Annotated in this window: 12 protein-coding genes; 6 read left to right on the forward strand and 6 right to left on the reverse strand. The window is 70.5% G+C overall.

Annotated elements, in window-relative coordinates; all coding sequences use genetic code 11:
• Window positions 1-304: 304 nt before the first annotated feature.
• Window positions 305-1,813, reverse strand: coding sequence for an IMP dehydrogenase (gene guaB, locus ABD106_RS06625; RefSeq protein WP_343918623.1), 1,509 nt, complete (start codon window positions 1,811-1,813; stop codon window positions 305-307).
• A 211-nt stretch (window positions 1,814-2,024) separates the two neighbouring features.
• Between guaB and ABD106_RS06630 the strand changes: the two genes are divergently transcribed.
• The 4 genes from ABD106_RS06630 to ABD106_RS06645 are packed head-to-tail and all read left to right on the forward strand — an operon-like array spanning window position 2,025 to window position 6,195.
• On the forward strand, window positions 2,025-3,398 hold the full coding sequence (locus ABD106_RS06630; RefSeq protein ID WP_343918625.1) for a branched-chain amino acid ABC transporter permease: 1,374 nt from the start codon (window positions 2,025-2,027) through the stop codon (window positions 3,396-3,398).
• Window position 3,399: 1 nt separating this feature from the next.
• Window positions 3,400-4,416, forward strand: coding sequence for a branched-chain amino acid ABC transporter permease (locus ABD106_RS06635; RefSeq protein ID WP_343918627.1), 1,017 nt, complete (start codon window positions 3,400-3,402; stop codon window positions 4,414-4,416).
• Window positions 4,409-5,419, forward strand: coding sequence for an ABC transporter ATP-binding protein (locus ABD106_RS06640; RefSeq protein ID WP_343918629.1), 1,011 nt, complete (start codon window positions 4,409-4,411; stop codon window positions 5,417-5,419). Before ABD106_RS06635 ends, ABD106_RS06640 begins: the two co-directional genes overlap by 8 nt.
• Entirely contained in the window at window positions 5,416-6,195 is a 780-nt protein-coding gene (locus tag ABD106_RS06645) for an ABC transporter ATP-binding protein (protein WP_343918631.1), read from the forward strand. The genes ABD106_RS06640 and ABD106_RS06645 overlap by 4 nt, the downstream gene beginning before the upstream one ends.
• A 249-nt stretch (window positions 6,196-6,444) precedes the next feature.
• Here the strand turns inward: ABD106_RS06645 and ABD106_RS06650 are convergent, their stop codons facing one another.
• A complete protein-coding gene (locus tag ABD106_RS06650) occupies window positions 6,445-7,734 on the reverse strand; it encodes an ABC transporter substrate-binding protein (RefSeq protein ID WP_343918633.1) in 1,290 nt (429 codons plus the stop codon).
• A gap of 257 nt (window positions 7,735-7,991) precedes the next feature.
• Between ABD106_RS06650 and ABD106_RS06655 the strand changes: the two genes are divergently transcribed.
• Entirely contained in the window at window positions 7,992-9,149 is a 1,158-nt protein-coding gene (locus ABD106_RS06655) for an AI-2E family transporter (RefSeq protein WP_343918635.1), read from the forward strand.
• A 36-nt stretch (window positions 9,150-9,185) separates the two neighbouring features.
• Here the strand turns inward: ABD106_RS06655 and rarD are convergent, their stop codons facing one another.
• Both rarD and groES read right to left on the reverse strand, forming a co-directional pair.
• Window positions 9,186-10,100 carry an EamA family transporter RarD gene (rarD, locus tag ABD106_RS06660; protein ID WP_343918637.1) on the reverse strand — a complete coding sequence of 305 codons (915 nt, stop codon included), beginning with the start codon at window positions 10,098-10,100 and terminating at the stop codon, window positions 9,186-9,188.
• Window positions 10,101-10,167: 67 nt separating this feature from the next.
• Window positions 10,168-10,464 (reverse strand): co-chaperone GroES, encoded by a 297-nt coding sequence (gene groES, locus ABD106_RS06665; RefSeq protein WP_343918639.1) that lies wholly within the window; start codon window positions 10,462-10,464, stop codon window positions 10,168-10,170.
• 134 nt (window positions 10,465-10,598) lie between these two features.
• On the opposite strand from groES, the gene ABD106_RS06670 reads away from it, so the two are divergent.
• Complete coding sequence (locus ABD106_RS06670) at window positions 10,599-11,765, forward strand: class I SAM-dependent methyltransferase (protein ID WP_343918641.1); 1,167 nt, start codon at window positions 10,599-10,601, stop codon at window positions 11,763-11,765.
• Between the two features lie 56 nt (window positions 11,766-11,821).
• On the opposite strand, the gene ABD106_RS06675 is transcribed toward ABD106_RS06670, so the two are convergent.
• Window positions 11,822-12,754, reverse strand: coding sequence for a hypothetical protein (locus ABD106_RS06675; protein WP_343918643.1), 933 nt, complete (start codon window positions 12,752-12,754; stop codon window positions 11,822-11,824).
• Window positions 12,755-12,855: 101 nt separating this feature from the next.
• Window positions 12,856-13,245, reverse strand: coding sequence for a DUF4190 domain-containing protein (locus ABD106_RS06680; RefSeq protein ID WP_343918645.1), 390 nt, complete (start codon window positions 13,243-13,245; stop codon window positions 12,856-12,858).
• Window positions 13,246-13,275: the final 30 nt, after the last annotated feature.

A 13,275-nucleotide genomic window follows, 5' to 3' on the forward strand; every position in this document is an offset into this window, starting at 1 on the left:
GACACGATATATCGCGTCTTCGCGCGCTTGCAACCCCCTCTGGTGAGGGGAAGGACGCAGGGAGCGAGGCGCGGGCAGGTTTCCGGTACCGGCTTGCGGGCCGCTGAACGCAGCACCCGCAGATCGGTACCAGGGCGCGCTCAGCGTCCGGGCTGCTGGTACCGCCCTGCGGGTTCCGCCCGACAGGACCCGCAGATCCGTACCGGGGCGCGGGGAACTTCGCGTCCCTGCCCGATCGGCGGGATGCGCGAACCGCTCCTGCAGAGGAGGACCGAACGGAGCGGCCGCGCCGGGGCCGCGATGCCTAGCGGCGGTAGTTCGGCGCCTCGACGACCATCTGGATGTCGTGCGGGTGCGACTCCTTGAGGCCTGCCGCGGTGATCTGCACGAAGCGGCCCTTCGCCTGCAGCTCGTCGATCGTGCGCGCGCCGGTGTAGAACATCGACTGCCGCAGACCGCCGACGAGCTGGTACGCGACGGTGCCGAGCGGGCCGCGGTAGGGCACCTGCCCCTCGATGCCCTCGGCGATGAGCTGCTCGTCGCTGGGCACGTCGGCCTGGAAGTAGCGGTCGCGCGAGTACGAGGTCTTCTTGCCGCGGGTCTGCATCGCGCCGAGCGAGCCCATCCCCCGGTAGGTCTTGTACTGCTTGCCGTTGACGAGCACGAGGTCGCCGGGGCTCTCGTTCGTGCCCGCGAGCAGCGAGCCGAGCATGACCGACGAGCCGCCCGCGACGAGCGCCTTCGCGATGTCGCCGGAGTACTGCAGGCCGCCATCGGCGATGATCGGGATGTCGGTACCCGCGTCGTGCGCGGCGCGCGCGGCGTCGTAGATGGCCGAGACCTGCGGCACGCCGACGCCTGAGACGACGCGCGTCGTGCAGATCGAGCCCGGTCCGACGCCGACCTTCACGGCATCCACGCCCGCCTCGATGAGCGCCGCGGCGCCCTCGTAGGTCGCGACGTTGCCGCCGATGACGTCGATGCCCGTGAAGCGCTCGTCGCCCTTGAGCTTCGCGACCATGTCGAGCACGCCCTGGCTCTCGCCGTTCGCGGTGTCGACGACGATGACATCGACGCCGGCCTCCGCGAGCGCCACCGCCCGATCGAAGGCGTCGCCGAAGAAGCCGATCGCGGCGCCGACGCGCAGTCGACCCTGGGGGTCCTTCGTCGCGTTCGGGTACTGCTCGACCTTGTCGAAGTCCTTCACCGTGATGAGGCCGCCGAGTCGCCCCTGCTCGTCGACGAGCGGGAGCTTCTCGAGCTTCGTCTCGTGGAAGATCGCGAACGCGTCCTCGCGCGAGATGCCGATCGGCGCCGTCTTGAGCGGCGCGTGCGTCATGACGTCGCGCACGAGCGTCGTGGCGAAGTCCTCGCGCGGCACGAAGCGCATGTCGCGGTTCGTGACGATGCCCACGAGCACGCCGTCGGGGTCGACCACGGGCAGCCCGGAGATCTTGAACTCGCCGCAGATGCGGTCGACCTCCTCGATCGTCGCATCGGCGTGCGTCGTGACGGGATCCGTGATCATGCCCGACTCCGAGCGCTTCACGCGGTCGACCATGCCCGCCTGCTCCTCGACGGAGAGGTTGCGGTGCACGATGCCAATGCCGCCCTGGCGCGCCATCGCGATCGCCATGCGGTCCTCGGTCACGGTGTCCATCGCGCTCGAGACGAGCGGGATCGCCAGCCGGATGTTCCGCGAGAGCCTCGTGCCGGTGTCGGCCTCGCTCGGGATCACGTCGGTGCGGCCCGGGAGCAGCATGACGTCGTCGTAGGTGAGGCCTATGGGCCCGAACGGGTTGCGCATCTCCATCGCTCTCATCGTATCTATTCGGTAACGGTCGTGCGCCATCCGCATGAAGAAGCGCACAAGAGTCCGGAAAGTGGACGGGCGCGCCCGAAGCGGCCGCTACTGTTTCACCACCGATGTAACGGGCATCATGCGCACCGCATTCCCTTGCGCCTGCGCAGCCCCACAGCATGGAGGACATGTGAAGACGTCCAGCAGACCGCGACGGAGCGGGATGCGGCGAGCGATCGCCGTGGCCCTGGCCGTCATGGGCATGGTGGCAGGTGGTGCGACCGCGGTCGCGGCCGCGCCGCTGCCCCTGACCGAGCAGGCAGCTCCCTACAACTTCAACGGCATCGTCCGCGACGGGCAGACGCCACTGGAGGGCGTGGAGATCTCCGTCACCGGCAACGGCGTCGACGAGACCGTCGCGACCGGCGCCGATGGGCGCTGGACCGTGCCGATCCAGGAGACCGGCACCTACACGGTGTCGATCGACACCGCGACGCTGCCGGAGGGCGTGACGCTGCGCGATCCGTCGTTCGAGAGCCGCGAGTTCGAGGTCGGCGGCTCGTCGTCGGTCGGCGTGCTGTTCCCGTTCGGTCAAGCAGCCGCTCCGGCACCGAGCGGAGGCTCCGGCGACGGCGGCGCGAGCACGCCCCCGGGCGAGGGCGAGGGCGCGGCCCCCGGCGGCGAGGCCACCACGGGGTCGACGTCGAACGACTTCGGCTCGCAGCTGCTCTCGCGCGTGATCTCCGGCCTCAACTTCGGCCTGCTGCTCGCGCTCGCCGCGATCGGCATCACCCTCATCTTCGGCACCACCGGCGTCAACAACTTCGCCCACGGCGAGCTGCTGACCTTCGGCGGCGTCGTGTTCTACGCGACGACGACGCTCGTGAACTGGCCGGTCTGGATCGCGATCGTGGTGACGCTCGCGGCATCCGCGGCGATCGGCTGGATGCACGACTGGGCGATCTTCAAGCCGCTGCGCAAGCGCCGCGTCGGCCTTGTGCAGGTGCTCATCGTGACGATCGGCCTCTCGATCGCGCTGCGCTACTTCTTCCAGTTCCTCATCGGCGGCGGCACCGAGGGCCTCTCGGTCGACCCGGGCCCCGTGCTCGAGGTGGGCCCCGTGCTCATGCGCACCTCGAACGTCGTGAGCACGGCGATCGCGATCGTGGTGCTCGTGGCGGTCGGTCTCTTCCTGACCCGCACCCGCATCGGCAAGGCGACGCGCGCCGTGAGCGACAACGCGAGCCTCGCCTCGGCATCCGGCATCGACGTCGACAAGGTCATCCGCATCGTGTGGGTGCTCGCCGGCCTCCTCACCGGTGGCGCGGGCATCCTCTACACCTACTTCATCGGCGCCAACATCAAGTGGGACGTGGGCTTCACGATCCTGCTGCTGCTGTTCGCCGGCGTGACGCTCGGCGGCCTCGGGAGCGCGTTCGGCGCCCTCGTCGGCGCGGTGATCATCGGTCTCGTCACCGAGATCTCGACGCTCTTCCTCGCACCCGACCTCCGCTACGCGATCGCGCTGCTGGTGCTCATCCTCGTGCTGCTGTTCCGACCGCAGGGCATCCTCGGTCGCAGGGAAAGGATCGGCTGACATGGACTTCCTCAGCATCCTCAATACCGCCGCGGGCGAGATCCTCTCCCCCACCACCGCGGCGTTCGCGCTCGCGACCATCGGCCTCAACGTCCACTTCGGCTACTCAGGCCTGCTGAACTTCGGCCAGGCCGGCTTCATGGCGATCGGCGCGTACGCGTTCGCGATCTTCACGATGATGGCCGACCCGACGGCGACGCTCGGCTGGCCCGCGTGGCTGTCGTTCCTCACGGCGGTGCTCGTCGCGATCGTGGCAGCGGTCATCTTCGCGCTCATCCTCGGCATCCCGACGCTGCGGCTGCGCGGCGACTACCTCGCGATCGTCACGATCGCGGCCGCCGAGATCATCCGGTTCACCGTCCGCACGCAGGACCTCACGGCCATCACCGGCGGCTCGCAGGGACTGCGCGGGCAGGACTTCAAGGGTGACTTCGACGCGATGAACCCGCTGACCGGCACCACGTACGGCTTCGGCCCGTGGACCGCCACCGCGTACGACACGTGGGTGCGCATCATCGCGTGGTCGCTCGTGATCGTCGCGCTGCTGCTCGTCTGGCTGCTCATGCGCAGCCCGTGGGGCCGCGTGCTCAAGGGCATCCGCGAGGACGAGGACGCCGTGCGCTCGCTCGGCAAGAACGTCTACAGCTACAAGATGCAGGCGCTCGTGCTCGGCGGCACGCTCGGCGCGATCGCGGGCGTCATGTTCGTGCTCCCCCGTGCCGTGCAGCCCGACAACTTCGCGACCACGATGACGTTCTACATCTGGACCGCGCTGCTCCTCGGTGGAGCCGCGACGGTCTTCGGGCCGCTGCTCGGCTCGATCCTCTTCTGGGTGCTGCTGTCGTTCACCGGCGGCATCATCAACCTGCTGCACGGCATGGGCCTCTTCGGCGACATGTCGGGCTCGCAGGCCGGCCAGATCCGCTTCGTGCTGATCGGCGTCGCGCTGATGGTGCTGGTCATCTATCGACCACAGGGCATCCTGGGCAACAAGAAGGAGCTGTCGTTCCATGTCTGACACGACCACGCCGCAGGCGACGTCGCCCGCCACGCCCCCGGCCACGCATCCGCTCGTCGACGGTCCGGTCGCGCCGGGCTGCAAGAAGGTCGACCCGATCGTCGTCGCCGACGGCGTCATCCGGCAGTTCGGCGGCCTCACCGCCGTCGACGTCGAGCACGTCGAGATCCCGCGCGGCATGATCACGGCGCTCATCGGCCCGAACGGTGCCGGCAAGACGACGTTCTTCAACCTGCTCACCGGCTTCGACCGCCCGAACAAGGGCTCGTGGTCGTTCGAGGGCCAGTCGCTCGCGCACGTGCCGAGCCACAAGGTCGCCCGTCGCGGCATGGTGCGCACGTTCCAGCTGACGAAGTCGCTCGGCCGCCTCACGGTGCTCCAGAACATGCTGCTGGGCGCTCGCGACCAGCGCGGCGAAGGGCTGTTCGCGGCACTCGTGAAGCCGCTCTGGAAGGCGCAGGAGGAGGCGAACACCGTGCGCGCCGACAGCCTGCTCGCGCGGTTCAAGCTCGACGCGAAGCGCGAGGACTACGCGGCCTCGCTCTCAGGCGGCCAGCGCAAGCTGCTCGAGATGGCGCGCGCGCTCATGAGCGAGCCCACCCTCGTGATGCTCGACGAGCCGATGGCCGGCGTCAACCCGGCGCTCACGCAGTCGCTGCTCGACCACGTCCGCGGGCTCAAGGACGACGGCATGACCGTGCTCTTCGTCGAGCACGACATGCACATGGTGCGCCACATCTCCGACTGGGTGATCGTGATGGCGGAGGGCAAGGTCGTCGCCGAGGGTCCGCCCGAGACGATCATGCAGAACAAGGCCGTCGTCGACGCGTACCTCGGTGCGCACCACGACACCGACCTCGGCACGCTCACGAATCAGCAGGTGGCGCAGATCCACGAGGACGCCGAAGTGGAGGTCCCCGTCGATCCCGGTGCCACCGACGACGGCACGACCGCTGGCGGCGCTCGCTCGACGGACGCCGACGACCAGGAGGCACAGCGATGACCCCCACCCCCGTGCTCGAGGTCAACGACCTCGTCGCCGGCTACATCCCCGGCGTGAACATCCTCAACGGATGCTCGATCGTCGCCAACCAGGGCGACCTCATCGGCATCATCGGGCCGAACGGTGCCGGCAAGTCGACGCTGCTCAAGGCCGTCTTCGGCCAGGTGAACATCCGCGAGGGCAACGTGCTCCTCAACGGCGACGACATCACCGGCCTCAAGGCCGACAAGCTCGTCAACAAGGGCGTCGGCATGGTGCCGCAGAACAACAACGTGTTCCCCTCGCTCACGATCGAGGAGAACCTCGAGATGGGGCTGTTCCAGCAGCCCAGGATGTTCAAGGAGCGCTTCGAGTTCGTCGGCGCGCTCTTCCCCGAGCTCGTGAAGCGGCGCCGCCAGCGCGCCGGCAGCCTCTCGGGCGGCGAGCGCCAGATGGTCGCCATGGGCCGCGCGCTCATGATGGACCCTGCCGTGCTCCTGCTCGACGAGCCGAGCGCCGGCCTGAGCCCCGTGCGCCAGGACGAGACGTTCCTGCGCGTCGCCGAGATCAACAGCCACGGCGTGACCATCGTGATGGTCGAGCAGAACGCGCGCCGCTGCCTGCAGATCGCGCACCGCGCCTACGTGCTCGACCACGGCAAGGACGCATACACGGGCACGGGCCGCGAGATGCTCAACGACCCGAAGGTCATCCAGCTCTATCTCGGCACGCTCGCGACCGACGTCGAGGACAAGGCGCGCACGTCGTCGCAGCCGACGGTCGATCCGGTCGCCTGACGCGCACGACTCGAGGGGCTCCGCTGCGGCGGGGCCCCTCCTTCGTGCCGCCTGCCGTCCACCCGCCGCGCGCGGCCGCGCAGCGCGCACGCCCGCGGCCCGCCTCGCGCGGCTCCCCGGCTCGGCATGCCAGCCGAACGGCCGGAGCAGCGTTGGCACGCGCGCCGAGACGCACACGCATGCACGCACTGCCGGGCACACGAAGAGGGCCCCGCCGGAGCGGGGCCCTCTCGTCGTGCGTCGTTCAGGTCACTCGTTCAGCGAGCCGAACTCCGAGGACAGGAACGTGTACTGGTTGTTGGCACCGTACTGGTAGATGCCGATGTACGCCTCGGTCGGGTCACCGTTCTCGTCGAACTCGATCGGGCCGGAGGGGCCGTCATAGTCGATGTCCTCGCCGTCGGCGATCAGCTGCAGGCACTCGCCCACCTCGGTGCACTTCGTGCCCTCGGTCGAGACCGACTGCATGTTGTCGCGGATGGTGATCGAGTCGGCGCTGCCGCCCTGCGCGGCAGCGAGTGCCGCGAGGATGACCGCGTCGTAGGACTCGGGCCCGTAGGAGAAGTCCTGCAGGTTCGGGTCCTGCTCGAGCAGGCGGTCGCGGAACGTGTCATCGGCCGGGTTGCCCGGGAGCGTGCCCTTCGCGCCGTCGAGCGTGCCCTCGGGGAAGTTGTAGCTGTTCGAGAGGTTGCCGTCGACGAAGTACATGCCGGAGGCCGGGAAGCCCTGCGTCACGAGCTCGGGCACGATCTGCGCCGTCTCGGCGAAGGCCAGGATGCCGATCGCGTCGGGCTGGCCCGCCATGATCTCGGACACCTGCGACGTGAAGTTCGTGTCGCCCGGGTTGTAGAGGACGCTGCCGGTGACGGTGCCACCAGCGGCCTCGACGGCCATGCGCGCGTTCTCCTCGAGGCCCGTGCCGTACGGGTCGTTGATCGTGATGAACGCGACGCTCGCGGCGCCGTCCGACGTCATCAGGTTGCCGAGCACGCGGCCCTGGAGCACGTCCGAGGGAGCGGTGCGCCAGTAGAAGCCGTCGTCCTCGTAGTCCGAGAAGTCGGGCGACGTGTTGGCCGGCGAGATCTGCAGGACCTGCGCGTCGATCAGCTGGTCGATGAACGTGAACGAAACGCCGGACGATGCGGCACCGATGACCACGTCGGCGCCGGCGGAGATGAGCTCTCCGGCCGAGGCCGTCGCGATGTCGGTCGTGGTGTCGCCCGAGTCGCGGTGCTGGACGTCGATGTCGAACTCGAAGCCCGCGGCCTCGAGGTCGGCGGCAGCGAGGTCGACGCCGGCGAACTCGGGCGGGCCGAGGTAGCCGAGGTTGCCCGTCTGGGGCAGGATCGTGCCGACGACGAACGACGTGTCGACCTCGGTTGCGCCGTCGGACGGGGCCTCGGACCCAGCTGCGGATCCGGAGGGCGTGGGGGTGCCGCCGCCGGCACAGGCTGCGAGCAGCAGGACACCGGCGGTTGCGGCGCCGAGCGCTGCGGCACGACGGGGGTGCTGCCCCTTGGTGCGAAGGAAGGACTGCATTGTGCTCCTAAATTCCTCTTGGAGATCGCACGCTGGTACGCGCGGTTGGCATAACAGTAGGCGAGCGCCGCGCGGAAAGCGGCGGTTCTGCGTTACGTCCTGGTAACGGTCTTGACGCATGCGACCCGGCTTGTCGCAGTCCTGGGCGAGTCCTGAGCCGCCGGGCGGATGCGTGCAGGCACGTCGTGCGGTACCGCCCGCCACCGCCGGGGCGCAGGTGGCCGGCGGTACGGTTGCCGTCACACCGAGGGAGAGCCATGGGCCTGTTCAGGCAGAAGCACGCTGTCGTCGTCGAGAGCCGCGCGCCGAGCGACGGCGCCTCCGCCGTGCCGGCGGCCGTGCCGTCGGTATGGGGCGACTCCTTCGGCCGCTTCGCGACGCGGGCGCTGCAGGGCATCATCGTCGTCATCGCGGTCGCGGGCGTCGTCTTCGCGATGACGCAGCTCACCCTCGTCATGATCCCCGTGACGATCGCGCTCATCCTCGCCTCCGCGTTCCTCCCCGCGATGCGCTGGATGCGGCGGCGGGGCGTGCCGAGCTGGCTCGCGACCGCGATCGCGCTGCTGACGATCGTCGCCGTGCTCGGCGGCGTCATCTGGCTCATCGTCAACGCCGTGCGCTCGCAGCTCGACGAGCTCGTCGAGCGGGCGTCGGAGGGCATCGACCGGGTGCTCGACTGGATCTCGACGCTGCCGTTCGCGCCCACCGAGGAGCAGATCCAGCAGGGCCGCGACGCCGTCATCGACTTCGCGACGAGCGCCCAGTTCGGCTCCGGCGCCGCCGCGGGCGTGGGGGCCGCCGCGAACTTCCTCACCGGGTTCGCGCTCATGGTCGTCATCCTCTTCTTCTTCCTCAAGGACGGACCGCGCATCTGGGAGTTCTTGCTGCGGCCCTTCGAGGGCGAGCGGTATGCGCGCGGGCGTCGCATCGGCGAGAAGACCGTCGAGACGCTCGGCGGCTACGTGCGCGGCACGGCGATCGTGGCGGCCGTCGACGCGATCGGCATCGGCGTCGTGCTCGCGATCGCGCAGGTGCCGCTCGCGCTGCCGCTCGCGGTGCTCGTCTTCCTGCTCGCGTTCGTGCCGCTCGTGGGCGCGACGATCGCGGGAGCGCTCGCGACGCTCGTGGCGCTCGTCGCGAACGGCGAGGTCGTGGCACTCGTCGTGCTCGGCGCCGTCGTGCTCGTCAACCAGCTCGAGGGCAACTTCCTGCAGCCGGTCGTGATGGGCCGGTCGCTGCGCCTCCACGCGCTCGTCATCCTCATCGCCCTGACCATCGGCACGGTGCTGGGCGGCATCGTCGGCGCCGTGCTGTCGGTGCCGATCGCGGCGGTCGCGTGGGGCATCGTGCAGGTGTGGGACGGCGAGGACCGACCGGCGCGCATGTTCCGGCAGAAGCGACCGGAGGTCGCGTAGCGGCGCATCGCGCGATGGCGCGGCAGCGCGCGGGGGTCAGATCGCGGCCGGCTCCGGGCGGGGCCGCCGCCAGTGGCGGCCGAGCAGGTCGGCCGAGACGAGCGCGAGCGACGCCCACACGAGCGCGAAGCCGATCCACCGCTCGAGCGGCATCGGCTCGAGCATGACGAAGGCGCCGAAGAGGAACGAGATGATCGGCGCGAGGTACTGCGTGAACGCGAGCGCGGTGAGCGAGATGCGCCGCGCGGCGGAGGCGAACGCGAGCAGCGGGATCGCGGTGATGACGCCGAGGCCGACGGTGCCCCAGATGCCGGCGGCGCCGTTCGCTCCCACCGTCACGCCGTGCAGCGAGATGGCGACCGCCATCATCACGAGCGAGGCGGGCAGCGCGGCGACGGTCTCGATCGTGAATCCCGACAGCGCATCCACGGATCCGCCGACGCGCTTCTTGATGAGGCCGTAGACGCCGAACGAGATCGCCACGGTGAGCCCGATCCACGGCACCTCGCCGTAGCCGATGATCATCACGAGCACCCCGAGCGCGCCGAGGCCGACGGCCACCCACTGCACGGGGCGCAGCCGCTCCCCCAGGAAGAGCACGGCGAGCACGACGCTCACGAGCGGGTTGAGGAAGTAGCCGAGGCTCGTCTCGAGCACGCGGTCGCTCAGCACGCCGATGAAGAAGGCGGTCCAGTTCGCGAGCACGACGCAGCCCGCGAGCACGAGCGACCAGGTGTCCTTGCGGCTGCGGAGCACCGCGGCGAGCCTGCTCCAGCCGCGCGTCGCGGCCACGAGGGCGAACGCGACGGCGACCGACGCGATGACGCGCCAGCCGATCAGCTCGAACCCGTCGATGCCCTTCGTGAGCTGCAGGTAGACCGGGACGACGCCCCAGAAGGCGTACGCGAAGATCGCGTACCAGAGGCCTGACCTCGTGCGCTGCTCGTGCATCGCTCCTCCTGGAACGAACGACGACGGCGCCCCCGAAGGGGCGCCGCCGATGATGATCGGTGGAGCGTCAGCGCTCGACGATGGCGAGCACGTCGCGCGCGGAGAGCACGAGGTACTCGTCGGCGCCGAACTTCACCTCGGTGCCGCCGTACTTGGAGTACAGCACCTTGTCGCCCACGGCGACGTCGATCGGGACGCGGTTGCCGTTGTCGTCGATGCGACCGGGACCGACCGCCACGACCTCGCCCTCCTGGGGCTTCTCCTTGGCGGTGTCAGGGATGACGAGACCGCTCGCGGTCGTCGTCTCTGCGTCGACCTGCTTGATGACGATGCGGTCCTCGAGCGGCTTGATGGAAACCGACACGGTTGCCTCTTTCTGTCAGACTCTGGGGCACGTCCGGACGGGCCGGACGCCAGAGCAAGCCTAGGCGCTCGATTGGCACTCGGTCAACATGAGTGCCAATCCGACCCCCGTGCGGTCGGTGCTTGGATGGTCGGATGGACCCCGAAGAGCTGCGACTGCTGCTGTCGAAGGACGGCCTCGCGCTGCTCGAGCGCGTGGAGGTCGAGCTCGACGACCGCTCCGACGTCGTGCAGGCCGTGTCGCGGCTGCGCGCGGAGGGCCACGCCCCCGCGCTCGTCGCCGCCGTGCTGTCGCAAGCGAAGCTGCGTCGACGCGCGCGCGCGAAGTTCGGCGAGTTCGCGACCGAGCTGCTCTTCACCGAGGCGGGCCTCGAGCAGGCGACGCGGCTGCGCGTCGCTGCCCACCACGCCGGGCGGATGCGCCGCGCCGGGATCGTCTCGGTGGCCGACCTCGGGTGCGGCATCGGCGCCGACTCGCTCGCCTTCGCCACCCTCGGGCTCGAGGTCACCGCCGTCGATCGCGACGAGGTGACCGCCGCGATCGCGGCGTTCAACCTCGCCGCGTGGCACGCGACCGTCATCCACGGCGACGCGCTCGAGGCGAGCGTCGACGCCGAGGCCCTGTGGTTCGACCCCGCGCGCCGCGACGGCGCTCGGCGGCTGAGCGACCCGGGCGACTGGTCGCCCTCCCTCGACGCGGTCTTCGCGAGGGCGGCGGCACACTCCTCCGGCGTGAAGCTCGCGCCCGGCATCGACCGCGCGCTGCTGCCGATGGATGCCGAGCACCAGTGGGTCACCGACGGCCTCGAGACCGTGGAGGCGGTCGTGTGGACCGGCGCGCTCGCCCGCGGGGGCGTGGCCCGCAGCGCGCTCGTGCTGGGCGACGACGGCGCCGCGGAGCTCGCGGGCGACGCGAGCCACCCCGAGCCGGGCCCGCTCGGCGAGTGGCTCTTCGAGCCCGCCGGGGCCGTCATCCGCGCCGAGCTCATCGGGGCGCTCGCCGAGCAGCTCTCGGCGACGAGCGTGAGCGACGGCATCGCGTACCTCACCGGCGACGCCTACGTCGAGACCCCGCTCGCGCAGGCGTTCCGGGTGCGCGAGACGCTGCCGCTCGACGAGCGCAGGCTCGCGAAGCGCCTGCGGGAGCTCGGCATCGGGGATCTCGAGATCAAGAAGCGCGGCGCCGACGTCGATCCGGCGACGCTGCGCAAGCGGCTGAAGCTCAAGGGCGATGAGCGGGCGACGCTCATCGTGACGCGGGTCGGTGGCCGGCACCGGGCGATCCTGGCCGATCGGCCCTGAACGACGACGGACCCCGCAGCGCTCGGCTGCGGGGTCCGTCGTGAGCGGCGCTCGGGCTAGAGCTGGCCGAGCTGGATGAGGTACGGGATCCAGTTGACGGCCATGATGATGACCAGCACGAGGCAGATGACGAAGATGACCGAACCGGCGATCGCCGCGATCATCGGCCACGGCTTCCCCTCAGGGTTCTTGCGCATCGCGACGAAGCCGAGGATCGCGCCGATGAGCGCGAAGAGCCAGCCGGAGCCCGCGGCGAACATGCCGAGGAAGCCGAGGCCGACGAGCACGAGCGCGGCGATGGTGATGCCCTTGAGCTTCTTCGCGCCGGGCTGGGCGAAGCCCTGCTGCGAGTAGCCCGCGCCGGGCGCGCTGTAGGCGGTCTGCTGACCGTACGCAGGCTGCTGGCCGTAGCCGCCCTGCTGGCCGTAGGCCTGGTCTGCGGGCACGGATGCCTGGCCGTAGCCCTGGTCGGCAGGCACGGATGCCTGGCCGTAGGAGGGCTGCTGGGTCGCCTGCTGGCCGTACGAGGGCTGCTGCCCGTAGGAGGGCTGCTGGCCGTAGGCCGGCGCGCTCTGGCCGTAGCCCTGCGAGGCGTCGGGCGCCTGGCCGTAGCCCTGCGAGGCGTCGGGCGCCTGGCCGTAGCCCTGCGTGGCCTCGGGGGCCTGGCCGTAGGCCGGGGCCGCGTCCTGGGCGGGCGGCTGGCCGTATGCGGGAGCCCGGCCGTAGCTCGGGGCCGCATCCTGCGACTGGCCGTAGCCGGGCGCCGCATCCTGCGACTGGCCGTACGCGGGAGCCGGGTTGTAGCCGGGCTGCTCGCCGTACGACGGCGCCTGCGAGGCGTCGGGCGCCTGGCCGAACGACGGCTGCTGCGGTGCCTGCTGGCCGAAGTCTGCAGCGGGCTGCGCACTGTCGGCGGCGTCGCCCGCGGCTGCACCCTCGTGGTCGGGTCGACGGAAACGGCCGTCGGCCGGTGGGTTCTGGTCGCTCACGTGATCCTCCTTGCGATGCGCGACTGCGCGAGCACCACCGTAGCGTGCCGCATACGGCCCGAACCTTGAACGGCGCCCCGCGATTCGCCGATCGCCCCGGGTCAGAAGCCCGCGATCGACTGCGCCTGCTCGACGACCGTGACGATCATCGCGATGCCGGCGATCGTGGCGGCGATGAGCCCGACGAGGGTGATGGCGCCGAGCACGATCGCCCAGATCGCGAGCAGCCGGCCGTCCTCGCCCGTCCTGCGGAGCTGCGAGAGGGCGATGCAGCCGAGCACGATGGCGGCGATGCTGCCGAGCCCGAGCAGCACGGTCGTGCCCGCCGCGGCGGCACCGATCGCGAGCATGGCCAGCAGGTTCGTCTTGGGCCCGGGATGCGTCGGCGACGCCCAGGCCTGCTGCGCGCCCTGGTGCATCGGGTGCTGCATCGGCTGCTGCGGCACGGGCGGCGCGCCCCACCCCTGCTGCTGCCAAGCGGTCGCGCTCATGCCGTGCCCCCTCCGAAGGATCCCGACTGC

It is taken from the genome of Agrococcus citreus (genome assembly GCF_039527715.1).
Taxonomy (GTDB): Bacteria; Actinomycetota; Actinomycetes; order Actinomycetales; family Microbacteriaceae; genus Agrococcus; species Agrococcus citreus.